This window comes from uncultured Limosilactobacillus sp., from assembly GCF_934202705.1.
Lineage (GTDB): Bacteria > Bacillota > Bacilli > Lactobacillales > Lactobacillaceae > Limosilactobacillus.
Map to the genome: position 1 here is coordinate 1 of NZ_CAKPYE010000005.1, position 25,111 is coordinate 25,111.

24 protein-coding genes and 1 tRNA gene are annotated in these 25,111 nt (G+C 38.4%); 3 read left to right on the plus strand and 22 right to left on the minus strand.

What is annotated here, in order from left to right; all coding sequences use genetic code 11:
* Window positions 1-178: 178 nt before the first annotated feature.
* The gene (locus Q0C76_RS03980) at window positions 179-385 is read right to left on the minus strand and encodes a YneF family protein (RefSeq protein ID WP_040455710.1); all 207 of its coding nucleotides are present in this window, start codon (window positions 383-385) and stop codon (window positions 179-181) included.
* A 109-nt stretch (window positions 386-494) separates the two neighbouring features.
* Window positions 495-746, minus strand: coding sequence for a DUF896 domain-containing protein (locus Q0C76_RS03985; protein WP_295730006.1), 252 nt, complete (start codon window positions 744-746; stop codon window positions 495-497).
* 140 nt (window positions 747-886) lie between these two features.
* On the opposite strand from Q0C76_RS03985, the gene lexA reads away from it, so the two are divergent.
* On the plus strand, window positions 887-1,513 hold the full coding sequence (lexA, locus tag Q0C76_RS03990; protein WP_295730009.1) for a transcriptional repressor LexA: 627 nt from the start codon (window positions 887-889) through the stop codon (window positions 1,511-1,513).
* A 60-nt stretch (window positions 1,514-1,573) separates the two neighbouring features.
* Here lexA and Q0C76_RS03995 read toward each other — a convergent pair whose 3' ends face one another.
* The 10 genes from Q0C76_RS03995 to Q0C76_RS04040 form a co-directional block, all read right to left on the minus strand.
* Window positions 1,574-2,740, minus strand: a complete 1,167-nt coding sequence (locus Q0C76_RS03995) for a hydroxymethylglutaryl-CoA synthase (RefSeq protein ID WP_295730012.1) — start codon at window positions 2,738-2,740, stop codon at window positions 1,574-1,576.
* A gap of 153 nt (window positions 2,741-2,893) precedes the next feature.
* A tRNA-Ser gene (locus Q0C76_RS04000) sits at window positions 2,894-2,982 on the minus strand.
* 66 nt (window positions 2,983-3,048) lie between these two features.
* Window positions 3,049-3,645: a DUF308 domain-containing protein gene (locus Q0C76_RS04005; RefSeq protein ID WP_295730015.1), complete on the minus strand. Its 597-nt coding sequence runs from the start codon at window positions 3,643-3,645 to the stop codon at window positions 3,049-3,051.
* A gap of 9 nt (window positions 3,646-3,654) precedes the next feature.
* On the minus strand, window positions 3,655-4,173 hold the full coding sequence (locus tag Q0C76_RS04010) for an adenine phosphoribosyltransferase (RefSeq protein WP_295730018.1): 519 nt from the start codon (window positions 4,171-4,173) through the stop codon (window positions 3,655-3,657).
* Between the two features lie 13 nt (window positions 4,174-4,186).
* A complete protein-coding gene (gene recJ, locus Q0C76_RS04015; RefSeq protein ID WP_295730021.1) occupies window positions 4,187-6,493 on the minus strand; it encodes a single-stranded-DNA-specific exonuclease RecJ in 2,307 nt (768 codons plus the stop codon).
* A gap of 116 nt (window positions 6,494-6,609) precedes the next feature.
* Entirely contained in the window at window positions 6,610-7,443 is an 834-nt protein-coding gene (locus Q0C76_RS04020) for an SDR family oxidoreductase (protein WP_295730024.1), read from the minus strand.
* Window positions 7,440-8,381 carry a ribonuclease Z gene (rnz, locus tag Q0C76_RS04025; protein WP_295730027.1) on the minus strand — a complete coding sequence of 314 codons (942 nt, stop codon included), beginning with the start codon at window positions 8,379-8,381 and terminating at the stop codon, window positions 7,440-7,442. Before rnz ends, Q0C76_RS04020 begins: the two co-directional genes overlap by 4 nt.
* A 35-nt stretch (window positions 8,382-8,416) precedes the next feature.
* A complete protein-coding gene (gene obgE / locus Q0C76_RS04030) occupies window positions 8,417-9,730 on the minus strand; it encodes a GTPase ObgE (protein ID WP_295730030.1) in 1,314 nt (437 codons plus the stop codon).
* 63 nt (window positions 9,731-9,793) lie between these two features.
* Entirely contained in the window at window positions 9,794-11,605 is a 1,812-nt protein-coding gene (gene uvrC, locus Q0C76_RS04035; RefSeq protein WP_295730033.1) for an excinuclease ABC subunit UvrC, read from the minus strand.
* Between the two features lie 118 nt (window positions 11,606-11,723).
* The gene (locus Q0C76_RS04040; protein WP_295730036.1) at window positions 11,724-12,470 is read right to left on the minus strand and encodes an amino acid ABC transporter ATP-binding protein; all 747 of its coding nucleotides are present in this window, start codon (window positions 12,468-12,470) and stop codon (window positions 11,724-11,726) included.
* Between the two features lie 159 nt (window positions 12,471-12,629).
* On the opposite strand from Q0C76_RS04040, the gene Q0C76_RS04045 reads away from it, so the two are divergent.
* Window positions 12,630-12,770 (plus strand): SPJ_0845 family protein, encoded by a 141-nt coding sequence (locus Q0C76_RS04045; protein ID WP_295730038.1) that lies wholly within the window; start codon window positions 12,630-12,632, stop codon window positions 12,768-12,770.
* A 29-nt stretch (window positions 12,771-12,799) separates the two neighbouring features.
* Here the strand turns inward: Q0C76_RS04045 and Q0C76_RS04050 are convergent, their stop codons facing one another.
* The 8 genes from Q0C76_RS04050 to rpsO form a co-directional block, all read right to left on the minus strand.
* A complete protein-coding gene (locus Q0C76_RS04050) occupies window positions 12,800-13,099 on the minus strand; it encodes a nucleoside triphosphate pyrophosphohydrolase family protein (protein ID WP_295730041.1) in 300 nt (99 codons plus the stop codon).
* Window positions 13,099-13,689, minus strand: coding sequence for a ribosome biogenesis GTP-binding protein YihA/YsxC (gene yihA, locus Q0C76_RS04055; protein ID WP_295730044.1), 591 nt, complete (start codon window positions 13,687-13,689; stop codon window positions 13,099-13,101). Before yihA ends, Q0C76_RS04050 begins: the two co-directional genes overlap by 1 nt.
* Window positions 13,690-13,711: 22 nt before the next feature.
* Window positions 13,712-14,962 carry an ATP-dependent Clp protease ATP-binding subunit ClpX gene (clpX, locus tag Q0C76_RS04060; RefSeq protein ID WP_295730047.1) on the minus strand — a complete coding sequence of 417 codons (1,251 nt, stop codon included), beginning with the start codon at window positions 14,960-14,962 and terminating at the stop codon, window positions 13,712-13,714.
* A gap of 99 nt (window positions 14,963-15,061) precedes the next feature.
* Complete coding sequence (tig, locus tag Q0C76_RS04065) at window positions 15,062-16,375, minus strand: trigger factor (RefSeq protein ID WP_295730050.1); 1,314 nt, start codon at window positions 16,373-16,375, stop codon at window positions 15,062-15,064.
* Window positions 16,376-16,862: 487 nt separating this feature from the next.
* The gene (gene tuf, locus Q0C76_RS04070; protein ID WP_006915794.1) at window positions 16,863-18,053 is read right to left on the minus strand and encodes an elongation factor Tu; all 1,191 of its coding nucleotides are present in this window, start codon (window positions 18,051-18,053) and stop codon (window positions 16,863-16,865) included.
* Between the two features lie 182 nt (window positions 18,054-18,235).
* Window positions 18,236-19,126, minus strand: a complete 891-nt coding sequence (locus Q0C76_RS04075; protein WP_295730054.1) for a hypothetical protein — start codon at window positions 19,124-19,126, stop codon at window positions 18,236-18,238.
* A 52-nt stretch (window positions 19,127-19,178) separates the two neighbouring features.
* The gene (locus tag Q0C76_RS04080; RefSeq protein WP_295730057.1) at window positions 19,179-20,951 is read right to left on the minus strand and encodes a ribonuclease J; all 1,773 of its coding nucleotides are present in this window, start codon (window positions 20,949-20,951) and stop codon (window positions 19,179-19,181) included.
* Between the two features lie 179 nt (window positions 20,952-21,130).
* Window positions 21,131-21,400, minus strand: coding sequence for a 30S ribosomal protein S15 (gene rpsO, locus Q0C76_RS04085; RefSeq protein ID WP_295730060.1), 270 nt, complete (start codon window positions 21,398-21,400; stop codon window positions 21,131-21,133).
* 256 nt (window positions 21,401-21,656) lie between these two features.
* Between rpsO and rpsT the strand changes: the two genes are divergently transcribed.
* Entirely contained in the window at window positions 21,657-21,911 is a 255-nt protein-coding gene (gene rpsT, locus Q0C76_RS04090; RefSeq protein ID WP_295730061.1) for a 30S ribosomal protein S20, read from the plus strand.
* Window positions 21,912-21,970: 59 nt separating this feature from the next.
* Here rpsT and holA read toward each other — a convergent pair whose 3' ends face one another.
* Complete coding sequence (gene holA / locus Q0C76_RS04095; protein WP_295730064.1) at window positions 21,971-22,999, minus strand: DNA polymerase III subunit delta; 1,029 nt, start codon at window positions 22,997-22,999, stop codon at window positions 21,971-21,973.
* The gene (locus Q0C76_RS04100; RefSeq protein ID WP_295730066.1) at window positions 22,969-25,026 is read right to left on the minus strand and encodes a DNA internalization-related competence protein ComEC/Rec2; all 2,058 of its coding nucleotides are present in this window, start codon (window positions 25,024-25,026) and stop codon (window positions 22,969-22,971) included. Before Q0C76_RS04100 ends, holA begins: the two co-directional genes overlap by 31 nt.
* Window positions 25,027-25,111 lie beyond the last annotated feature (85 nt).

The following is a 25,111-nucleotide window of genomic DNA, read 5'->3' on the forward strand; positions in this document are numbered from 1 at the left end:
GAAAATGGAGCTCAACGAAATCCGAAGATTTCATTGAACTCCATTCTTTATAAGAGACTTATGTCACAGCCCCTTTTCTGCTATATAGCAACTATTAACAGTTTAAAAATAAGGAACTACGCTAAACTTTTATACCCATCTTTGTAAAAGATGAGCTAGCCTATTAGTTCTTTCCCTTTTATTTGCGATTTGCTTTCTTGGCTTGATTCTTCATCGTTTGCATCATCATATGTAACTTTCGATCAGATGGTTTCTGACCCATTTGAAGCATCATCGTCCGCATCATATCCTCAGAAATTGGTGGATTATTCCGCAAATAATTTTCCATGTACTTACGAGCACCGAAGAAACCAATTACTAAACCCACCAGTAGCGCTAAAATCATTAATAAGATTACACCAACAGTGTTCACTTTCTTGACCCCCTTTTTTATTCAATACTAATAATATTACAAAACATTTTAGTTATTGTAAATTTTTTATCAAAGATTTCTCTTAGTCATCACGTAACCCTTTTTTACGTTGAATTTCCTTTACCTTTTCTGGAGTAACTTCCTTACCACTTTGATCAAACACTTTTGTCATTTCAATTTTACTCCGAAATGCTTCACGGAAGTTCTTAAGATATTGGTCACGCAGCTTTTTTCGTTCTGCTTTTTCTTCATCAGTTAATCCTTTGGCTTTATTCTTATGTGCTAATTCGTTAATCCGCTTTAGCAATTTATCTTGTTCATTTTCTTCAGCCATAATCGTCCTCCTTATCATCGCAACTCTAAGTCTAACTAAGACTGATAATTATTGCAACACATTGAAAAGTTGGCGAACGTACGTTTACACTAACAGCTTGCTATGATAAAATAAATCTAACTAATAAATGAGGTGGAATTATGCCAAGAAATGCATTAGATAAACAAACGGCCGTTTTAAATTACATTCATAAGCAAGTAGATGCACAAGGTTATCCACCAACAGTTCGTGAAATTTGTGCTGCTGTAGGACTTTCTTCAACATCAACAGTTCATGGGCACATTAACCGATTAATCAAAAGAGGATTTTTAAAAAAAGATCCGGCTAAACCACGTGCTTTAGAAATTACTCCTGAAGGATTATCATTTCTTGGAATTGAACCCAAGCAGAATAAAATTCCGCTTCTGGGAATTGTTGCAGCTGGTGAGCCAATTCTTGCTGAACAAGATGCAACTGACTTCTTCCCAATCCCTCCAACAATTAATGATCATGATGATTTGTTTATGTTGCAAATTCAAGGAACCAGCATGATCAACATGGGAATTTTGGATGGTGATAAAGTCATTGTTCGTCGTCAAAACACTGCTAACAATGGTGATGTTGTTATTGCTATGACAAGTGATAATGAAGCAACTTGTAAACGATTCTTTAAAGAAGAAAGCTATTATCGATTACAACCAGAAAATGATACAATGGATCCGATTATTCTTGATCACGTAACAATTCTGGGGAAAGTTGTCGGTCTTTTTCGTGACAATATATTTTAAAAAAAGAAGGTTAGTGTAATCCCCTCATTGGATAAATAGATTCCAACAAGGAGGTTATGACTAGCCTTCTTTTTTTGTTTGGTAAATTCGCTGACCATCTTTTTGACCCTTAAGAACATAATTACTGGAGTCGTTTTTGACATCAAATACCACATCACCGCTTGATAGTCCCAACTGCTGATTAAACATTTGTTCATATTGATCAATCGTTACTTTTTGACGCATTTGCAATTCAGTTAACAGATTGTCCCCAATATTTTCACGATACGTTGGTTGAAGAATTCCAGAGAAGAATTCTCCTTCTGCCCCAGAGCCATAGCTAAATAGACCAATCCGTTCTTCTGGTTGAACATTCCCACTTTGCAACAGTGAAATTAGACCTAAGTATAATGAGCCAGTATAAAGATTACCAACCTGTCTGCAAAGTTGTTGTTCGGCTGCTAAATTGGCTCGTAATCGTTCTGCTACCTCATCCCGTCTGTCATGAATCAGACCTTCCAGTCCTTTTTTACCCATCTTAGTATATGGTAGATGGAAGGCAATTGCCGCAAAGTCCGCTAATGAACAGCCGGTCGTTTGCTGGTAACGTTGAAAAGTTTTTAAGAAGAAATCAACATAGACTTGATTAGAATATTTTCCATCAACAAACGCTTCACCAGAATATAGTGGCCGCCAAAAATCCATAATATCTCTAGTATAAAAGGTGCTGACTGGTTCAATTGCCAACACCTTTGGGTCTCTTGTTACTAGCATTGCAACTGCACCAGCCCCTTGAGTAACTTCCCCGGGGGTATTCAACCCGTAACGCGCAATATCTGCAGCTATAACTAGGACTGTTTCTTCTGGATTAAGAGCTACTAGTCCACGAGCGAATTGTAGAGCTGCTGTTGCTGAATAACAAGCTTCCTTAGTTTCTACAACACGAAGATAGTCATTCAATCCTAACAATCGTTTAATGTAGATTCCGCTCGCTTTCGAATTGTCGATTCCAGATTCAGTTGCGGTAATTAACGTCGTGACTCGTTGCAAATCTTGTTGCGGTAATTTGTTGGCTGCTGCCGCACCTAAGGTAACAATATCTTGCGTTGGCGGCACCACAGCTTGTCGATCCTGGCCAATTCCAATTTTAAACTTATTTGGATCAACTCCTCGTGCTTTCGCTAAATCTGCTAGCTCAATATAAAAAGGTGTTGTAGCAAACGATAATTTATCAATCCCAATTTTCATAAAGTCACTCCATTTTCTTGTACAAAGTCCCAAAGATTTTACAAACGCATAAGTGATACCATGGTTTCTAAACAAAAACACCTATGAATGTATCTTTTTCAACATCCATGGGTGTTTATTTCAATACTTAAAACCTGCTAATTTCAAGCTCAAAGGAGAGTACAGGATTTGAACCTGCGCGCCCATTCAACATGGGTTCGCCGGATTTCGAGTCCGGTGCATTACCACTCTGCCAACTCTCCATAACGGTAAATATTATATCAATTCCGTTTAAAATGAGCAAGTAATTTGTAGCAGGCCTTAATTAACTACTTAACCGCAGTGTATGTTTGCTTCCCATCCTTGACGGTAAATACAGCTGCACTACTATCATCAGGATTCATTAAACTAATCGAGTAGCCACTTCCTAGCATTTTGTTTAGCTGTTTCGAGGTGGAAATTAATGACTTGGTTAAATTTGGCCATCCAGCCTGATCTGCCTGGTTTGGATTCTGAATAATATACGAAATTGCTTTACTTTCGTCACCATCTTTTGGTTGAATCCGAAAAGTTTTTGTATCACTATCAAATGAGACGCTCCCCATTTTTGCATAGGCCTTTTGTAGTTGCCTCAGGACCGCCATTTCTTTATTCTCCTGAGTCTGACCGTTCTGTTGTTGTAATTCACTATTTGAAAAAGAAGAAAAACTTCTACCATTGGCATTTTTGGCTTCTTTGGCCGTCCGCGAATCTTGTGAATGGTGGTGCCAATACGGCAAATTAATGGCTCCATAAACAGTCGCTGCTAAACTTACTAAAACAATGAATGTTGCCCATTTCCACTCATGATACTGTTGCCATGAATTAACCAAATAGAACAATCCCAGAATTAATACTAAGCCACCAAAAACTACTAATAATATCATTTAACACACCTAATATTCCATCAATGCTTTACAGTCATACTCTGCAATCTTTTGTCGTCCTTTGAGTGCCTTTAGTTCAATAATGAAGGCTGTGCCTACAACTACGCCACCCATTCTTTCAACCATATCAATAGTAGCTGAGATTGTACCGCCAGTTGCCAATAAGTCATCGACGACTAATACTCTTTGCCCTGGTTTAATGGAATCATTCTCCATTTGCAAAGTTGCCTCACCATATTCCAAATCATAGGATGAAGAAATCGCTGGTCGAGGAAGCTTACCTTTCTTTCGGGCTGGTGCAAATCCAACTCCTAATTCATACGCAACTGGACAGCCAACTATAAAACCACGAGCTTCTGGACCAACAACCATATCAACATGTTTATTTTTAGCGTAGTCAACAATTTCATCTGTTGCCTGTTTAAAGGCATTCCCATCCGCCATTAAAGGTAAAATATCACGGAAAATGACTCCTTTTTCCGGATAATCAGGAATGCTGACAACATATTTATGTAAGTCTAACGACATAAAAGTCTCTCCTTTAATTTGAATGCAGTTTTCGACGAACCCATTCAGTTAACTCTTGAGTTGTACTTTTTAACAAGGCTTTTTGCACTTGTCGTTGGGTAAAATAATTTTGATAAGCCTGTGTTTGCTCTAACTTCCCCTTTTGTGGATGAACGGAAATTTTCAACAAGCCATTTTTCATTGTAACAAATCTTAGTTCTAAAAACACTTTAATCATTAAAATTAATTGGTTCCCGTTAACTTTAAGGTAGTGACTTAATTTACCTGCCTGTTGATTAATATTGATTTGTTGACTTTGTCGGATAATTTGGTAAAAGTTTACAAAAGTCTGCCGGGGCGGAATCTCATCTTCCAACTTAGTTCCAGTATTAAATAGATACAATTTGATAACGTTCGCTTTTTGAGTCATTTGCAAAACTTTGCTGATTTGTGCTAGCGATTTTGGCAGATCTACAAAGATAAGTGTTTCATGATTCATCTTTTCCGGCTGTTCACCATTAATCACCGTCCCCGTTGCGTGACCAGTAATGTTTTTTCGAATTTTGGAGTTAAACGTTACATAGTCAGCGCGCTCGGTAAACATTTTCGGTTCCAGTTTTTTAGCCCTGAAATCCATCACGACTGGTCCTACCACTTTTTGGTCCATTAACATTAATTGCGGTGTTGTTTTCCCTCGCCAGGTATTAACGGAAATTGTTCCCGCTAAATCAATTGCCGATCCAGGAGTAAAATAGTCATGATGATTACCCTGGCCAAAAGCTAACACCTCAACTTGATGACGACTTGCCAAAGTAAATTTTAAATGTTCTTGATTCTTGCCAATTTGCTGATCGCTAATAATTGTTGGTTGATCAATTTCAAAAACTGGCTCTTCGTTATCTGGCCCAAACGGAGCTAATAATTGAATCTGGCGATAAAGCTTTTCAGAAATATCGTTTGCTGTTAATTGCCCAGCAATTTTGAGCACTGGTTTGTGAGTAATATCTAAATGCTGTTTTTGTGCAGCTTGTTCTAACACCTTCGCAATTGCCGGTGTTTGGGTAATCAGGAAGGACATCCCACACGCCATCGTATGACCTCCAAATGCAGTCATCAACTTTCGATGTGGATTAAGTGCAGCAAAAAGGTCATAACCTCCAACACTTCTCCCCGACCCTTTGGCAACCAGTTCGCCATGATTAACACTCGCAATAATCGTTGGCTTGCCAGTTTTTTCCACTAATCGACTAGCCACAATGCCGAGCACTCCTTGATGCCAATCATGACCAACAATCAATAACGTCTGGCGTTGGATATTGTCCGGAGCCTGAGCCTTTTGTAATGCCTCTTTAGTGATCTGATCAACTAACTGCTGTCGTTCACGATTACACTCGTCAACTTTCTTAGCAAGCTTCTCAGCTGTATTTTCGTCTACTGTTGTTAATAACTTAACACCGTCATTACCATCTGAAATTCGTCCTAACGCATTTAAGCGCGGTGCTAATTTAAAACTAACATCTTTACTAGTCAGGCTGGCTGCAGATACTCCAGCAAGCTTCAGCAAGGCCTGAATACCTGGTCGTAATCCTGCTTGAAGTTGCTGAATGCCGAACTTTACCAATGCATGGTTTTCTTTCGCCATCGAAACCAAGTCCGCAATTTCGCCAATTGCCACTAAGTCGAGCATTTCTGTCGGAAATTCACCTAGTAATGCCCAGGATAATTTAAAAGCAACCCCAACTCCTGATAAATCACCATATTCATAATAATCGCCAGGGTATTGGGGATGAACAATGGCTACGGCACTTGGAAGCTCAGCTGGTAAACTATGGTGATCAGTAATTATCACATCAACGCCTTGCTTTTTTGCGTAAGCAACTTCTTTCTGACCAGTGACCCCATTATCAACTGTCAAAATCAATTGGGTACCATTTTTAATTAAGCGTTGATATGCCTCCTGATTTGGACCATACCCATCTTGAAAACGATCCGGAATGTAGTAATTAACATTGGCCCCTAACGTCTCTAGTGTTTCCAACATTAGAGAGGTTGCAGTCATCCCATCAGCATCGTAGTCACCATACACGGTAACCTGCTCTCCTTTTTCAATTGCCTTCGTAATTCTTGTGACAGCTTTATCCATATCATGCAGCTTCTCAGGGGACTGAATTTGCTGTAATTGAGGTTTTAAGAAGAGCTGGACATCATGAACCGATGTGAAGCCATCGGCAACTAATAAATTAGCAATCACTTTACTAATCTGACATTGTTCTTGGATCTGACGTACTAGTTCAGAATCTTGTGGCGCAGTTAGTTGCCATTTAAACTTTGTCTTTAACATTCATATTCTCCTAAAATTAATCAAGGAGCGTGAATCAAGCTTAGATTGCTTTGAAATTCACGCTCCTGGCGAGTTCGTGATAGACATTATTTAATCATTACCAGCCCCGCAAAATTTTATAAAATATCCTTATTTTGTTGGAAATCAAAAAACTTCTTAACGGCCCAGTCACCAATTCCTGGCATAACTTGATAAACCCAGCCAATTACTGAAGTATAACCTGGAACATTAATTTCTCGTGTTTTATAGCCAACATTGTTCCAAACGGTCTTTGCCAATGCCTCTGGCTCAATGATCATCCATGAAGGAACATGTGACAAATAGCTACCATCTGGATCCGCTTCCGTAAAGAAATGTGTTGCTACTGGGCCTGGGTTCACAGTCAATACTTGAACCCCATAGTCGGCCACTTCCATCCGCAAGATATTATCAAATTGGATTACCCCAGCCTTAGTTGCTGAATATACAGCGCTATTCGGTGTCGGCAGTTTGCCAGCTAATGAAGCAACATTGATGATTGCCCCATAGCCTTGATCCATCATTTGCTTAGCAACACACCGACTAAGGTACATTGCTGCCAAAAGATTAACATTCATCATCTGCTTCATCGATTGACGACTTTGTTTCACAACCGGAACCATATCGCCTAGTCCCGCTGCATTTACCAAAACGTCAATTTCACCTACTTCATGTCGGACCAAATTAAGTACTTTATCAATTTGATCAGGATCAGTAACATCAAGTTGATAAGCAAACGACGGTCGTCCAGATAAAATCAAACATTTATGTGCAATCTCTTCCAATTTTTTCTTATTCCGAGAGCAAACTACAACAATTGCACCACGGTGGGCCGCTTCCAATGCTAACTGGGCACCAATTCCACTGGATCCACCAGTGATTAATACAATTTTATTTTTCAAAAGTCGTAATGACTTTAGCCTTCTCATCATTTTGATTGACCTCCCTTAAAAGGAATATCGTAAATATCAAAATCGTTTACAACACGAGTATTTGGAAAGATATCACGAACTTCGTACGCCAAATTATAAGCAGCTTTGCCAACATATCTTGCTGAAATATGATTCAACAATAACAATTTTACATGAGCTTGGTTAGCAATATTAGCAGCCTGTGCACAAGTTGAATGATAATAATTATGCGCTAGTTTAGATTCACCCCTACCAAATGTGCTCTCATGAACTAAAACATCCGCCCCTTGGGCCAAGGCAACTGCGTTTTTTGTCTTACGAGTATCGCCTATAATCGCCACAATTCGTCCCTTTTGAGGTGTACCAATAAAGTCACCACCATTAAGAACCGTCCCATCGTTCATTGTAACCTGTTTTCCTTGTTTAAGTTGACCATAAATCGGTCCAGAAGGAATCCCTAACTTTTTGAGTTTGTCAACTTGTAGTTCACCTGGATGATCATGTTCAACAATTCGATAACCAAAACACGCGATTTTATGATCCAAACGCTTCGCATAAACAGTAAAGGTCTGGTCACTAAAAATTTCCCCATCGTCAGTGATTTCAACAAACTTAATGGGATAACTTAATCGAGATTCACTAATTCGTAATGATGTTTGAACAAATTCCTTAATTCCAACCGGTCCATAGATCGTTAAGGGCGTGTTACCTCCTTGAAACGACCGTGAGCTTAACAAACCAGGCAACCCAAAAATATGATCACCATGTAGGTGGGTAATAAACACCTTTTCAATTTTCCGTGGCCGAATGGTCGTATTTAGAATCTGGTGTTGGGTTGCTTCGCCAACATCAAACAGCCAAATGGCATTTCGTTCTTCAAGCAGGCGCAAAGCTAAACTCGAAACGTTACGCTGCTTACTCGGTGAACCTGCACCAGTCCCCAAAAACTCAATTTGCATTCTTGTACCAACTTTCTAATTCTCTACTGAAGGAACTACTGAAGGAATTCAAAAACAAAGTCTTCAATCCGTACTTGATCACCATCTTGGATTCCCTTTGCTCGAAGCGCCTCATCAACTCCCATGTGACGAAGCTGACGTGCAAAGCGTAATTGACTTTCTTCATGATCCATATTTGTCATTGCAAACAGTTTTTCAAGTTTTGCTCCTGACAATACCCACGTCCCATCATCATCACGTGAAATAGTAAATTCGGGTTCATCTTGGTCTTTTTTCTTCAGTCCATAATGTACTACTGTTCGCTTATCATGACTTTCACTATCAAATTCAGGTGCCGAATCTAAAGTTGCAGCAGTTTGTTTCATTAATTCATCAATTCCACTATGAGTAACAGCCGAAACAGCAAAAACCTTAGGGGTGGTTGGCAACGTCTGGTCATTAACCAGAAGTTTTTTAAAGTGTTGCAGATTATCCATAGCATCAGGTAAATCCATTTTGGTGGCAACAATTAGTTGTGGACGCTTTAGTAATTCCGGATCATAGTTTGCTAATTCATGATTAATGGAGTGGAATCGTTTCATTGCTTGATTTGGATCTTCGCTCCCCATATCTACTAAGTGGAGAAGAACTCTCGTTCGTTCAATATGACGTAAAAATTGTAGTCCAAGGCCAACGCCTTTAGAAGCGCCCTCGATCAAACCTGGCATGTCTGCCATTGCAAAATCACGACCATCAGGTAGCATTACCATTCCTAGATTGGGCACTAAAGTTGTAAATTCATAGGCTGCTACTTTGGGTTTAGCACCTGTTACAACTGATAATAAAGTTGATTTGCCAACTGATGGATAACCAATCAATCCAACATCCGCTAGCATTTTTAATTCTAATTCCAGATAATGGTCTTCACCAGGCTCACCATTTTCAGCAATCTCTGGCGCTGGATTTTTGGCAGATGCAAACCGCATATTACCACGACCACCACGGCCACCTTTGGCAATGACTAGTTCATCACCATTATGTACCAGATCACCAATAATTTCTCCAGTATCCAGGTCGCGAACAGTTGTCCCTTGTGGAACCGGGATGACAGTATCCTTAGCATCAGCTCCAGTCATCTGTTTACTCATTCCATTACCACCATTCTTGGCCTTAAAAATCCGATGATAACGGAAGTCCATTAAAGTCCGCAGCCCTTCATCAACTTTTAAGATAATGCTGCCTCCACGACCACCATCACCACCAGCTGGACCACCATTAGGAACATACTTTTCTCGCCGGAAGGCAACCATTCCGTTACCGCCTTTTCCAGCATGAGCTTCAATTTTAACTTGATCGACAAATGTTGACATGCTATTTCTCCGTTCTCTTTTCTTATTAACATAGTATATTGGATAACTTCCAACGCGTCAAAGTTAATCATGACTGCTTCCCTTCGCGACCTCAGCATTCTTTTGGAGGGATACCTTAATCAATTGCGCAGTCGGACGATTAATCCCTAATGCGTGGATCTCATCAACAGAAGCAGCGGCAATCTTGCTTAACGATCCGAATCGTTTCATTAACTTGTTTCGTGTTCGTGGGCCAACCCCTTTGATCTCGTCTAAGCGCGAGCTTAATGAATGTTTAGTGTGAACCTTCCGATGAAAAGTAATTGCAAATCGGTGAACCTCATCTTGAATTCGCTGAACTAAATAAAATGCCTGACTCCGTGGATCAAGATTAACATGTTCATCATGATCGCCAAACAAGAGATCGGCAGTCCGGTGCTTATCATTTTTAACCATTCCAACCACTGGAATATCTAAATCAAGTTCATTCACTAAAACATCCTTGACGGCATTCATTTGAATTTCTCCCCCATCCATAAAAATCATGTCTGGCATGGGTTTATTTTCTTTCAATAGTCTTCCATAGCGACGTCTAATTACCTCTTTAGTGCTGGCCGTTTCATCCGCGTGATTAATGACCGTCTTTAGTTTGTATTTTCGATAAAGCTTTTTTGCTGGTTCACCATCTACAAACACTACCATTGCAGAAACAGGATCGGCTCCTTGAATATGCGAGTGATCAAAAGCCTCAATTTTATGACCAGTTGGTAACCCTAATACATCCGTAATTTCCTTCATGGCGCCAGTTGTTTTACTTTTATCTAATTCTAGTAAACGAAATTTCTCATTTAACGAAAGTTGAGCGTTTTCTTTGGCCATCGCCATCAAGTCAGCTTTTCCACCTCGCTGTGGCGTTCTAACTGGGATTCCCAAAATTTCACTAATTTCTTTATTTGGCAATCCCGCTGGTAATAAAATTTCACGTGGTCGAATGTTGTTTTTGCGATTATAAAATTGAAGAATAAAACTAGTCATTTCTTCAACTGCGGTATCGACAATTGGAAATAACCGTTTTTCACGTTTCATTAATCGCGCTTGGCGAATAAAGAACACTTGAATCGAAAGCCAACCCTTATCAATATAATAATTAAATAAATCTCGTGGAGTCTCGTCATTAGAGATGATTTTCTGTTTTTCAACAGTTACTTCAATATAATGAATTTGATCACGAATTTCCGCTGCGCGTTCATATTCCATTTTAGAGGATGCCACCTGCATCTGTTTTATTAAACGGCGTTTTACCTGGCCGGTATTACCATTTAAAAACGACTTAATCCGCTTAATTTGTTTATCATATTCCTCACGAGGTACCGTTTTAAAACAAGCTCCCAAACACTGTCCAAGGTGATAGTACAGGCAAGGTCGACCTTGATAACCATTGCAACGCCGCAGTGGGAATACTTTCTGAATAAAATGAACTGTTTCCTCAGCGGCATAAACGTTGGGATAAGGGCCAAAATAGTATGCTTCATCTTTCTTAATCTGGCCGGTAATCATGATCTGTGGGTCACGTTCATTAGTAATTTTAATATAGGGATACCCCGTTCCCTGTTTTAACTTGATGTTAAAATATGGCTGATGTTTTTGAATTAACGTAATTTCAAGAAGAAAGGACTCTTTATTAGTGGACGTAACAATTGTTTCAAAATTTGCTACTTCTGCCACCATTGCCGCAACTTTTCCTGTATGGCTACTTTTAAAATATGAGCGAACACGATTTTTTAAGTTCTTAGCTTTACCAACGTAGATTATTTGACCGTTAATATTCTTCATAATGTAACAGCCAGGTTTATCTGGTAATAGTGCAAGCTTATGTTCTAAATATTCAGTTGCCATCATAATCTCCTTTCCCAAAACTAATATTCATTTTATAACAAGCGAACATATGAACGCAAAAAACTTGAGAATCAAAAAACTGGTCAGTTCATAATGAACCACCAGTTATCGCTTTCAATTATGCATCTAAAATCTTCTGAAGAAATTCTTTAGCCCGCTCCGTTTGCGGATGGGAGAAGAAATCATTTGGAGCTGCTTTCTCTTGAATTCCCGCATCTGCCATGAACCAGATTTGATCTGCAACATTTTTAGCAAAACCCATTTCGTGAGTAACAACCACCATTGTCATCCCATCGTTGGCTAATTGCTGCATAACTTTTAAAACCTCGCCAACCATTTCCGGATCTAATGCACTTGTTGGCTCGTCAAACAACATCACATCCGGCTTCATCGCCAAAGCACGAGCAATTGCAACCCGTTGTTGCTGTCCACCAGAAAGACTAGCAGGATATGCGGTAGCTTTATCACCCATTCCAACTTCATCTAACAATTGTTTTGCAACAGTATTGGCATCAGCATCACTCATTTTTTTAACTTTTTTTGGAGCCAGTTTAACGTTTTCAATCACTGTTTTATTTGGAAAAAGATTAAAACTTTGGAAAACCATTCCCATTTTTTCACGAACTTTTTGAACCCCTTTTTCGTCCAAATTGGTTAAATTTGTTCCTTCAACTTCAACGGTCCCACTAGTTGGTTTCTCTAATTGATTCAAACATCTCAAAAATGTCGACTTTCCTGCACCGGATGGGCCAATAATACAAATTACTTGTCCCTTTTTCACCTGACCATTAATATCTTTTAGAATCGTGTTTTTACCAAATTTTTTTGTGAGATTTTGAATATTGATCATTACTTCATCAGTCATTTTGTTTCCCCCGTCAATTGATATTTATGGTGGTATTATACCGACTTTTTCATTATTATGCAACATTTATGAATATATTTTCGATATTTGCAGTTATTATTCAAACAATATGCAGTAATAATATGGTATACTGACATTATCAATAAAGGAAGTGAAGTTATGGGACTGGTTACTCGTCGTAGTGATCAATTAGATAAGCTATTTGAAAACCTAGCAATTGATCCTAAAAAGGCTCAAAAGGAAAAAAACGCCACTGCAAAACAAACCGATAAGAAAAAGTCAAAAAGTAATAAGGATTGACACTATTAAAGGTGATCAATCCTTATTTTTTAGTTTTCAATTTTAAAACCATGCGGGTAACGTTTATTTAAAGTATTAATATTAGTCTGAGCAACTTCATCAAAAGAAATATCAGCCCACTCAGCAACTTGAGATAAGTACCAAAGCACATCACCCATTTCATGTATTAATTCTTCACGATTTAACGTTTTTCCTTTAAAAGTATAATTTTTAACCAAATCTACAACTTGCCCAGTTTCGCCCGCTAAGCCTAACGCACAATTCGTTAAAACTTGTTCATTCCCATATAACGTGCGCTTAGCAGCTTCTTGATAATCATTAAACTCCATCAATTAACCCCCGTTTTCTCTTCAATCCAACGCCATACGTCGTCTTTACCACGTTTCGACACTGCTGAAAAAACAACCATCGGCTGCTGGCCTTGAAAATTAAGTTTTTCTTTAACAACTTTTTTTACTTTTGTAAACTGACTTGGTTTGACCTTATCAATTTTTGTTGCAACAACCAAAATGGGTAACTCATAGTAAGCAAGCCATTGATACATCTGAACATCGTCTGCTGTTGGCGCATGGCGACCATCCACCAGCATAATCACACCACGTAATTGCTTACGTTGTGTTAAATAATTCTCAATCATTTGTCCAAATTCTTCACGTTGCTTCTTGGAAACCTTGGCATAGCCATAACCAGGCACATCAACAAAATAAAGTTGATCTTCCACATTATAAAAGTTTAGAGTCTGCGTTTTACCAGGTTGACTAGAGGTATGTGCAAAATTTTTCCGGTTAATTAAAGTATTAGTTAGTGAAGATTTTCCAACATTAGATCGACCAACTAAGGCAATTTCTGGGTAATCGGTAATTGGGTACTGATCAGGGCGAACAGCACTAATGGTTAAATCAACATGATTCACATTCATTTATTTAGCCTCGTACTTTTCTTTATGACGCTTGATCATCTTTTAACACGTAACGCGGTTCCGTATGATTCTCAACACAGTTTTTATCAATTACAACTTCAGTCACGTCCTGACGACTCGGCAAGTCAAACATTACATCCCGCATTACTCCTTCAATAATGGAACGTAACCCACGAGCACCTGTATTACGAGCAATTGCTAACTTCGCCATTTCACGTAATGCACCATCAGTAAATCGTAACTTACTACCATCTAGCCGAATCAATTCTTGATACTGTTTAACAAGAGCATTTTTCGGTTCCGTTAAAATTCGTACCAAATCATTTTCATCTAACTTTTCTAACGCAGTCATAACAGGTAGTCGTCCAATAAATTCTGGAATTAACCCAAATTTAAGTAAATCTTCGGGAATGACATGTTGTAGAATGTTTTTTTCGTTAACTTGATCAGCTTCTTTAGAATCGGTTCCAAAACCAATCGTTTTGTCGCCAAGCCGTTCCTTCACGATGGACTCAATTCCATCAAAGGCACCACCGACAATAAAAAGAATGTTTTTAGTATCAACTTGAATAAATTCTTGCTGAGGATGCTTTCGACCTCCCTGTGGCGGAACATTTGCAATCGTCCCTTCAAGAATTTTCAATAAGGCTTGTTGAACTCCTTCACCAGAAACATCACGTGTGATAGAAACATTTTCGCTCTTTTTAGCAATTTTATCGATTTCATCGATATAAATAATGCCCTTTTCAGCTCGTTCAACATCATAGTCAGCAGCCTGTAAGAGTTTCAAAATTATGTTTTCAACATCTTCGCCAACGTATCCTGCTTCGGTCAATGTGGTTGCATCAGCGATTGCAAACGGAACATTTAAAATCCGAGCAAGTGACTGAGCTAAATAGGTCTTTCCTGAACCGGTTGGTCCAATTACAGCAATATTCGATTTTTGAAGTTCAGTATCATTATTATCACCAGTAACCATAGCATTAACACGTTTATAGTGATTATAAACCGCAACTGCAAGCGTCTTTTTGGCTTCACCTTGGCCAATTACATAATCGTCAAGTTGATCCATAATTTCTGCGGGCGTTGGCACTTTAAAGGTACCACTATTAGCTCGATCCTCTGCCAACTCCTGTTTAATGATTTCAGAACAAAGTTCGACACATTCATTACAGATATAGACACCAGGTCCGGCAACAATTTTTTTTACTTCATCTTGAGATTTACCGCAAAATGAACAATGGATATTTTGTTCTGTCGTATCTTCGAACATTCGCTAACCTCCAAATATCAATAAATATATAAAAAAGGGGTGTAACATTTATTTTGTTACAACTCCCTTCTTTTAATGAGATTTTACAGTGGTCGACAATTACTTGTCGTCTTCCTTCTTAGCTGGTAAATCTTGCTTTGCAGAATCAGCAACTAAGTCCACTGCTTTTTTAATTTCAATATCATGAGCTAACATGTCTTTTGTTAAGCTCTTTTCGATGGCATCTTCTTCCATTCCGAATTGCTTAGCTAAATCGCTAATTTCCTTCTTAATGTCATCGTCAGAAGCTGTTAAGTTAGCATCCTTAACAATTGCTTCAAGAACTAAGTTCGTCTTAACCCGCTTATCAGCATCATTAGCAAATTGCTTCTTCAAGTCATCTTGTGAAGTCCCTGTAATTTGGAAGTACATCTGTGGGTTAATTCCTTGTTGTTGCATTCCGGCCAGGTATTGTTGGACTTGACGGTCAGTATCTTGATCAAGCATTGCTTGAGGAATGTCTTCGATTTCAGCATTCTTAACAGCAGCTTCGATTGCAGCATCCTCAATTGCTGACTTTGCAGCTTCTTCTTTTTGTTCTTGAAGTTGCTTCTTAGTTTTATCCTTTAATGCATCAAGAGTATCAACATCTTCATCGACATCCTTAGCGAATTCATCGTCAAGTTCAGGAAGTTGCTTTTCCTTAACTTCATGAATTTTTACATTAAAGACTGCTTCCTTGCCTGCTAAATTCTTTGCATGGTAATCTTCTGGGAAAGTAACCTTTACATCAACGTCTTCATCTGCTTTGTGACCAACTAATTGATCTTCAAAACCAGGAATAAACGATCCTGAACCAAGTTCTAGAGAGTAGTTATCAGCAGAACCACCATCAAACTTTTCACCATCAACCGTTCCAACGTAGTCGATTACGACCGTATCACCGTTAGCTGCTGGTTGATCTTCCTTCAATACTAATTCCGCCTGTTGCTGACGTTTATTCTCTAATTCTGCATCAACATCTGCATCGGAAACTTCAGTATCCTGCTTTGGAACTGACATCCCCTTATAATCACCTAATTTAACTTCAGGCTTCACAGCAACTTCAGCTTTAATTGTCCAAGGTTCACCCTTTTCCATACTTTCAATGCTGATTTGAGGTTGATCAACTGGTTCAATTTCTGTTTCCTTAATTGCCGCTTCATAGGCATCAGGCAAAACATCGTTTAGAGCATCTTGATACAATGACTCTTCACCATACATTTGATTAAAAATTGCCCGTGGTACATGACCTTTTCGAAATCCAGGAACTGTGATTCGCTTTTGAGTCTTCTTAAAAGCATCATTAATTCCTTTTTGAATGGTTTCTACATCAATATCGAACGTTAATGTCCCTTTGCTGGCTTCGCTATCGCGTTCCCATTTTGCTGACATTTCATTTCCTCCAATAACATCTTATTAAGCTAGTCCCTAAGGACTAGCAAACATCATACTTTATAATTTTAACGTAGAAAAGTACTAATTTCAACCACTAAGATCTTGTTAGCTAAAAACTCCTCGTGAGTTATCAAATCATGATCAATTATCATCCAAAACTAAATATCACTACGTTGTGATACATAATATTATGAATTATCTAACTCTTCACAATCAACAACGATTAGCCAAGTCATTTTCTAACTTAATAAGCTAATGACTCATTAGCAGGTACCAACCGGATGATTAAGCAAATTCAGCGCAAGGCTTTCAAACTGTGGAACTTCATCACTTGATAGCAAAGATTAACTTACCAATGATGAAAAACAAAAAACAGCACCAAGTTTAAAAACTTAGTACTGTCCTTATTAGCTTGCATCAACAGGATTTGACACAGTGACAAACAAAAAAGAGCCTAAAAATCTAGGCTCTTTAAAATCTTGAATTAGTCAAGCACTTCTGATACCACACCGGCACCAACAGTGTGTCCACCTTCACGAATAGTGAACTTAAGACCCTTTTCAAGAGCAACTGGCTTTTGTAATTCAACAGTGAATGTTACGTTATCACCAGGCATAACCATTTCTACACCATCTGGTAATTCAATCTTACCAGTAACATCAGTTGTGTGGAAGTAGAATTGTGGTTGGTAATCTGAGAAGAATGGAGTATGACGTCCCCCTTCTTCCTTGGTCATAACATAAACTTCACCCTTGAACTTCTTGTGAGTTTGAATTGAACCTGGAGCAGCCAATACTTGACCACGTTCAACTTGATCGTGTGAGATACCACGAAGAAGTACACCGACATTATCCCCGGCTTCACCAAGGTCAAGAGTCTTGTGGAACATTTCAACACCAGTAACGGTTGACTTAAGAACGTCATCCTTAAGACCAACAATTTCAACTTCGTCACCAATCTTAACAGTACCACGGTCAATACGACCAGAAGCAACAGTACCACGACCAGTGATAGTAAAGACGTCTTCAACAGGCATCATGAATGGCTTGTCTGTAGGACGCTTTGGAGTTGGAATGTAATCATCAATAACATCCATTAAGTGAAGGATAACCTTTTCTTGTTCTGGATCACCTTGAAGTGCCTTCAAAGCAGAACCACGAACAACAGGAATATCATCACCAGGGAAGTCATATTCTGACAACAGGTCACGAACTTCCATTTCAACCAAGTCGATCAATTCGTCATCATCAACAAGGTCACACTTGTTAAGGAATACAACAATGTATTCAACACCAACTTGACGAGCAAGAAGAATGTGTTCACGAGTTTGTGGCATAGGACCATCATCCGCAGCAACAACCAAGATTGCACCATCCATTTGTGCAGCCCCAGTGATCATGTTCTTAACGTAGTCAGCGTGTCCTGGCGCATCAATGTGTGCATAGTGACGCTTTTCAGTTTCGTATTCAACGTGGGCTGTGTTGATAGTGATACCACGTTCCTTTTCTTCTGGTGCAGCATCAATATCTTCAAACTTTTCTTGCTTAGCCAGACCCTTTTCAGCCAATACCTTAGTGATAGCAGCTGTTAAAGTAGTCTTCCCATGGTCAACGTGGCCAATAGTACCAATGTTAACATGGGGTTTAGTACGTTCATAATGTTCTTTTTCTGCCATTAATGAAACCCTCCTGAAATAATATGCAAGTATCATGCCGGAGTTACTCCGACACACCCTTGCTACAATTGTACTACTTCTAGGCTTTGATTTAAAGCATTAAATTACGCTCTAGAAGAATTCTTAATCATAATATCAGCTCATTTTTAATTTGTAAACGTCTTTAACACTTTTTTTCTAAATTATTGTCGAATAATGAGGCTTTCTTGAATTAATTTCTGCCACTTGGCAATTCTTTTTATTGTCGGAGAATCACTTCCTGATTCTCCATCGACCAAAACTTTCACCCATTGCTCGGGATCTGAAATAATGGTTGTCATTAATGGATATAGGCAAATTTTTTGAAGCCGAAACTGTTGAAGATAGTTTTTTGCATCAATCGGATCTTGAGCAAATTTTTCTAAAATTTTCTTTTTAACTACTTCATTAATGTTTTGGTATTGTTGATTTTGTATTTTATTAGGAATGACTTCATGTTCCTTCTGATCCACTCCAATGTATATCACAGACTGACCGTAGTCTAACGCTGCTAACGTCTTCAAAAGCATATTTCGAATGATAATTCCCACAAATGGATCTCTTATAATGAACTTTGTCGCTTGCAGATATTTGTCAATCGGTAAATGATCCGCTTCATTAATGATCTCTTGCTGCTTCCACTCAGGTTGATCGCCTAAATGGTAAAAATTTTTAAAAACCTTTTGAATAGTTGCTGCTTGCCGAGTTTCCACAGCCGTTTCTACATCCCTAATTCTCGATAACAGCCCTTCTGTGCTTGAAGACATCTTCTGATTAGCGACTAGTCGCGCCGGGATAAATAACTGATTTGCCAAAAGAATTTCAACCCAAAAGCTAATATCATTATTAAGATATTCTGTTTCATAGGCTTGTGCCTCATTATATGCACGAGTAAATTGTTTTTGTCGATAAAGCGCTTCAACATACAAACGATTCACTTGCCACGGAGTGTGCTTCTGACAAACTGTTGATAATTGGTCAATTACCTCCTCATAATTAGCTTGCTTTAATAAATTCTTATTTTCTTTAATTAGTTTTTCGTAATCCTTATCCATATTAAATACCTCAAAACGGGACTAGTCCATTCAAAGACCTAGTCCCGCTTTTTTATTTTTGCTGACGATTACTCTTTCTACCACGACCACGTCCTGAGCGTGGCTTTTGATTACGACTATCAGCTGACTCTTCCTTCTTTTTAGAATGATTTTTCTTCTTTGGATGTTGATTTATCTCCATAATTACTGGCAAAATCACTGGATGCCGTTTAGTTTGATTAAACAAGAACCGGTTTAATTTTTCACGAACGTTTTGCTTTAAATGGCTCCAATCAAACTCTTTTTGGTCCAGGTCTTCTTGGATTACTTTTTCAACTAAATCAGCACTTTGCTTCATTAATTCACGATTAGTTTTTACAAAAACAAATCCCCGTGAAGTTATTTGTGGACGAGTAACAATTTTTTTATTTTTGCGATCAATTGTTGCAACCACTACAAAAATTCCATCTTCAGAAAGAATCCTTCGATCACGCAAAACAATGTTACCAATGTCACCAATTCCAGTTCCATCAATCATCGTATTGCCAACTTCGATATGCTCGCCTATATGAAACTCTCCATCTTTTAGCGTCAGGACGTCCCCTTTATTTACAATAAAAACATTTTCGCGTGGAATTCCAACTTCTTCTGCCAAAATTGCATGTTGGTCAAGTAAACGATACTCACCCTGAATTGGCATCAAAAATTTAGGGTGCATGAAATTCAACATTAGTTGCTCATCGTTTTGATTAGCATGTCCAGATGGGTTCAAATCCTGTGAAATAAATTTAACATCAGCGCCCGCACGGTAAAGTGCATCCGTAACTTTTTGCTCCATTGTTTCCATTGCATATGAAGGTGTCGTCGTAACAAACGCTAGGTCGTTTTCACCCAATTGAATATCAGGGTCATCCCCATTTGCGATATCATTCAAAGCTTTGAGTGGTTCACCCATTCGACCGGTTACCAAAATAACGACTTCATTCGGCTGTAAATCTGCCGCCTCGTCTAACGAAATTAATGTATTTTTTGAAACCTTAATTTCACCAAACTTCATTGCAGTATCAATAATTTGTTCAATGTCGCTTCCAGATAAAACAACTTTGCGTCCAGTTTGCTCAGCTGCATCTAATATCTGTTGAACCCGCATAATATTCGATGCAACACTCCCGACAACAATTCTTCCCGCATAGTTATCAAACGTGTCACGAATGTACTCAGCAATATCCTTTTCCTTGGTACTTGCTCCTGTAATCGCCGCTCCAGCAGAATCACTCATCAGTAAAAGGACACCTTCATCCCCAATTTTAGCTAATTGAGAAAGATCAGTTCGATAGTCGCCGTGGGCTGTCTGGTCAAACTTAAAATCCCCAGTATAAACAATATTTCCCTCGTCAGTGTGAAGAACAATTCCTAAAGTTTGTGGAATCGTGTGCGTAGTACTAAAGAAAGTGACCACCACGCCATCAAAGTCAATCTCCGTTTCAGGATCAACAATATGAAAATCATTAAATTTTTTGACCTGCTTATTATTTTTAACTGCCAGTTTAGCTAATTCAATTGTGAGCTGACTACCAAATACTGGTACTCTGAAATCCATCAGAAAATATGGCAAAGCACCAATTGCATCTGCATGCCCTTGGGTTAAGAAAACCCCCGCAATTTTGTCTTTATGCTCTAATAAATAGGACCAATCAGGAATAACGAAGTCAATTCCCATTAATTCATTTTCTGGATATTTTAAACCACAATCCAAAATAAAGATCTGATCATTAATTTCCACCGCATACATATTTTTACCATTTTCGCGGACACCGCCAAATGGAATTACATTAATATTACTCAATTTAAACTCCTTCAATTTTGTTTTAGAATCTTCAGTTTAATAAACAACCAACCGGATGTTAGTTGCTAAATATTCAACTCTTAATCTACTGAATTTTATAATAACATAATTTATCTAAAAGGTGAAAACTCTGCACAAACAAAAAAAGAACGGACACAATGTCCGTTCTCATAAATAAATTAACGACGAAGGCCTAAGCTCTTGATTAATTCACGATAAGCTGGTAAATCAGTCCGACGCAAGTAGGCAAGTAAGTTACGACGGTGTCCGATCTTCTTCATCAAACCACGTTGGGAACTGTAATCATGTTTGTGTTCCTTCAAGTGATCATTCAATTCGTTAATTTCAGCAGTCAAAACAGCAACTTGCACTTGAGTAGACCCAGTGTCCCCTTCGTGAGTTGCGTATTGCTTGATAAGTGTATCCTTTTTTTCTTTTGAAATAGCCATTGCTATTTTCCCACCTTTCAAATAATAAATTGCCCGTTTCTAAGTAAAACGTCGGTGAGGATCGTTAAACTGAGAAAGGGTTTGGTTAACTCGCCTTTGTTAATATAACCGAAATCAAATATAAACGCAAGCTATCAGAATGATTTTATCTACTCAATTTTCAAAGAAAGTTGCAATACAAGAGATGATTCTGTATAATGACAAATGTTGAAAATTCTGGTCAACCAATACCCAAAGGTGGACGGAGGTGAAATTCATGCCAATTATCAAGTCAGCTATTGAACGTGTACGTGTAAATGAAAAGGCCGCTGCTCGTAACGCTTCACAAATGAGCGCAATGCGGACTGCAATCAAGAAGTTTGATAAGGCTAAGTTAGCTGGTGACGGTGACCTTGACAAGCTATACAAGGATGCTATTTCAGCTATTGACCATGCTCACGCCAAGGGATTAATCAAGGCTAACAAGGCAGCTCGTGATAAGTCACGTCTTTCTGCCCGTTATGCTAAGTAATTAATTCGATATTCAAAATAAAAGGGCCCCGTTAAGAAACGTTTCTTAACGGGGTCCTTTTATTTTTTAACTTGCTGAGAATATTGCAACATAAATAGTTGGAATAATAACTCTGGAGAGCGACTAGTCGTCTTTAGTGCGCGCTCGCACCTAACCAGTCCTAAATACGCATTCATTAAGTCAATTAATGAAAATTTATGAACAGTTTGTAATCCAAGTTTTACTCGATAAGGATGCACTTTTAATCGGTTAGCAAGTGTCCCCTGGCTAAGCCCACGTGCACTCAATATCTTCAGCTGTAACAATAGGCGAAACTGACTTACTAGAACTGCATTAATTTGGAGCGGTTGTTGTTCACTATCTAATAACTGACGATATAAATCTAACGATCGTTTCTGATGATGATTTAACACCGCAGTGACCAAATCAAATACATTACTATCCAGCGATTGCGGAACTAATTTTTGAACAGCTTCTCGTGAGATCTCTTTTGTCTGATAATTAAGAATCATTAGCTTTTTCAAATTGGCAACCATTAGGCTGTAATCTGCATTAGTTCGTTCCACTAAATCATTTAAGGACCCATCTGCAAAGTGAAAACCAGCAGAACGAACTTGACGTTGAACGTTTTCGCGTGCCGCTTGCTCTTTTAATGGTTGCGCTTCGACAATCACTGCAGCCTTTTTTAGATCTTTTACGACTCCCTTTCGTCCATCAAGCTTTTCATAGGGAGCCATAACTACTAAAACGGTACTTAGCTGTGGGTGATCCAAATAATCCTTCAAAAGATTAGGGTTCTGCTTCAGTTTTCCTTTTTCACCAGTTGTCGTTAAAAAAGTCGGTTTGTTCAAAAAAACTAAACGCTTTTCTCCAAAAAATGGTGCGGACATCGCATCATTAATTGCAGATGATAATGACTCTTCTTCTAAATCATACGAGCCAACATTCATCACCCGTTCTTCCTTTGGAATTATGCTTAAAAATGCTTCTTTTGCTTCAGTCATCATTACCGATTGTGTACCCAGCACTAAATATACCGGGGCTGGCGGAGCGTCATTTAATTGTTTTTTGAGGTTGATTGTATCCAAGCAAACTCATCTCCTTTTAATGTTGTTTGAAATTTCCCACTATCATGACTATACCTATACTTTATCATTCCATACTTTTGTGTTGACCAAAAAGAAATTTGCTGCTGTTTTAATGTTGAGATTGTTTCATGGTGAGGGTGGCCATACCGATTATGTCGACCTGCTGAGATAATGGCTAATTGAGGGTGTAATTGTCGTAAATAATGTGGATCACTTGAAGTTTTACTTCCATGATGGCCTAATTTAACTATATCTGCCTTTAACTGTGGATAGTACTTGATCACTTGACGTTCTCCTGCTCGATCTAAATCACCACTAAATATAAATGACTTACCGCCAAAAATACCATAAAGAACCATAGAATCTTCGTTACGTCCATTACCGGAATGAAACGGATGCAAAACTTTTAATTTTAGATTAGTTAGGTCACATTGATCAGTAACGGGTAAAACTTTAACGTTCGCAGGAACTTTCCGTTTAAAGCAAGACAAATTTTCCATTCCAGATGGTACTAAAATCAACTGAACTTTTAGTTCTTGACAAATACTTTCTAAATAACCGATATGATCAGTATCACGGTGACTCAGGAAAATTGCGTCAATTTGGTTGATCCCTTTGCTCTTTAAATAGTTAATACTGATCCGCTGTGCATCATTAATTGATGAGTGACTATTCTGAATATTTTTGCGATGATATTGGGGACGCCCTCCAGTGTCAATCATTATTACCTGACGATTAAACGGTGTTTGAATCAAAATAGAATCGCCTTGCCCAATATCAAAAAATGTAACTTCACCTTGAACTGGAAAACGGTGCCAACAAAAAATGAACACATATGTTAATAAAATGATGATCCTTAACAATTTTTGATGTTTAAAACTGTCTGCTGTTAGCAAACTCATTACAACAAGAACAGCCGATAAGGGATTACCTATTTTCCCAATAACGACTTCCCCTGGCAAATCAGCTAACCACTGAATAAGATGTTGAAACAACATTAATCCGTTGTTACAAAAATAGACCAGTTCTGGAAATAACCAGCCACATAAAGCGCAAATCAGTAAAGTTGGTAAAACGATGAACGAAAAAATGGGAATCATTAACCAATTAATGACCATTGTTAGTAAATGAATCTGGTATGTTGTATTCACGACCACTGGTAAACTAATAATGGTTAAACCAGCCGTTTGTCGTAATCTATTGTGCCATTTAATTCGACTTAAACTAAAAGACAATAAATAACTCAATTGTCCACCGAAATTCATTGCCAACGAAGGTGAAAAGATTAAATGTAACATCAAAGTAATGGACCAGCCATTGAGTCCACGTAATCGGGAAAAAGCTTTAGTAAATAATCCAAATTCCATCATTAAAACAGCTCGTGTTAAGCTAACTGAACCACCGCCTATTATCCAATAAACCGGTAACAGGACCATTTGACAATAATTAATCCATTCACGTGGTAAATTAATCGCTGATAATAGACTGCGAATGATTCGACACAGGACCGCTACATGGAGGCCAGATAAGCAAAACAAATGGATAATTCCTAAAACCTGAACTTGCCGAATAGTTTTTTCTAATCCTTCATCACTAATCCCAAGTAATAACCGATTGCAATACAAACTAAGCGGGGCTGGCATAGTCTTAAAATAATTCATCAGCCAAAGTCTCCAGCAATGTAGGTAGTCAATTCCCTGGGGAGTAATCGAACCCTTAACCGAACAATTACCGCGGAGACAATTGAACACCCCTTGTGCATAATAAAAACGTTGACTATTAAATTGGTTTTCATTGGTCGCTGGTTGAATTGATTCAGCATGCCCCTCAATTGCCACAAACAGAGGATGTTTGGTATCCATTAGCTGACGTAAGTCTTGCCGATCAGATAGTGTTGCAGATATAAGATAATTCCGTCCATCATCTGCCCTATTAACCATCCGTAAATGATTCCCATTGAGCTGAATTTGGTCTGGAAAAACTTTGAAATAGCGTTTGGTTTCAACTGGTACGGTAATTGTCTGCAACTTTGCACTCCTAATTACTCGGTAGCATCCCCCACCAACCATCATTAAACTTATTAAAACTAAAATTAATGTTGACTTCTGTTTT

Excerpts from the sequence above, each read along its gene's own strand:
- uvrC (WP_295730033.1), bottom strand. The coding sequence starts at position 11,605 with ATGGCAACTGAATATTTAGAACATAAGCTTGCACTATTACCAGATAAA.
- yihA (WP_295730044.1), bottom strand. The coding sequence starts at position 13,689 with ATGAATGTGAATCATGTTGATTTAACCATTAGTGCTGTTCGCCCTGAT.
- Q0C76_RS04040 (WP_295730036.1), bottom strand. The coding sequence starts at position 12,470 with ATGACTGATGAAGTAATGATCAATATTCAAAATCTCACAAAAAAATTT.
- Q0C76_RS04020 (WP_295730024.1), bottom strand. The coding sequence starts at position 7,443 with ATGATGAGAAGGCTAAAGTCATTACGACTTTTGAAAAATAAAATTGTA.
- tig (WP_295730050.1), bottom strand. The coding sequence starts at position 16,375 with ATGTCAGCAAAATGGGAACGCGATAGCGAAGCCAGCAAAGGGACATTA.
- tuf (WP_006915794.1), bottom strand. The coding sequence starts at position 18,053 with ATGGCAGAAAAAGAACATTATGAACGTACTAAACCCCATGTTAACATT.
- lexA (WP_295730009.1), top strand. The coding sequence starts at position 887 with ATGCCAAGAAATGCATTAGATAAACAAACGGCCGTTTTAAATTACATT.
- Q0C76_RS04005 (WP_295730015.1), bottom strand. The coding sequence starts at position 3,645 with ATGATATTATTAGTAGTTTTTGGTGGCTTAGTATTAATTCTGGGATTG.
- rpsT (WP_295730061.1), top strand. The coding sequence starts at position 21,657 with ATGCCAATTATCAAGTCAGCTATTGAACGTGTACGTGTAAATGAAAAG.
- Q0C76_RS03985 (WP_295730006.1), bottom strand. The coding sequence starts at position 746 with ATGGCTGAAGAAAATGAACAAGATAAATTGCTAAAGCGGATTAACGAA.
- Q0C76_RS03980 (WP_040455710.1), bottom strand. The coding sequence starts at position 385 with ATGATTTTAGCGCTACTGGTGGGTTTAGTAATTGGTTTCTTCGGTGCT.
- Q0C76_RS03995 (WP_295730012.1), bottom strand. The coding sequence starts at position 2,740 with ATGAAAATTGGGATTGATAAATTATCGTTTGCTACAACACCTTTTTAT.
- Q0C76_RS04045 (WP_295730038.1), top strand. The coding sequence starts at position 12,630 with ATGGGACTGGTTACTCGTCGTAGTGATCAATTAGATAAGCTATTTGAA.
- recJ (WP_295730021.1), bottom strand. The coding sequence starts at position 6,493 with ATGTTAAAGACAAAGTTTAAATGGCAACTAACTGCGCCACAAGATTCT.
- rpsO (WP_295730060.1), bottom strand. The coding sequence starts at position 21,400 with ATGGCTATTTCAAAAGAAAAAAAGGATACACTTATCAAGCAATACGCA.
- Q0C76_RS04075 (WP_295730054.1), bottom strand. The coding sequence starts at position 19,126 with ATGGATAAGGATTACGAAAAACTAATTAAAGAAAATAAGAATTTATTA.
- obgE (WP_295730030.1), bottom strand. The coding sequence starts at position 9,730 with ATGTCAACATTTGTCGATCAAGTTAAAATTGAAGCTCATGCTGGAAAA.
- Q0C76_RS04010 (WP_295730018.1), bottom strand. The coding sequence starts at position 4,173 with ATGTCGTTAGACTTACATAAATATGTTGTCAGCATTCCTGATTATCCG.
- rnz (WP_295730027.1), bottom strand. The coding sequence starts at position 8,381 with ATGCAAATTGAGTTTTTGGGGACTGGTGCAGGTTCACCGAGTAAGCAG.
- clpX (WP_295730047.1), bottom strand. The coding sequence starts at position 14,962 with ATGTTCGAAGATACGACAGAACAAAATATCCATTGTTCATTTTGCGGT.
- Q0C76_RS04050 (WP_295730041.1), bottom strand. The coding sequence starts at position 13,099 with ATGGAGTTTAATGATTATCAAGAAGCTGCTAAGCGCACGTTATATGGG.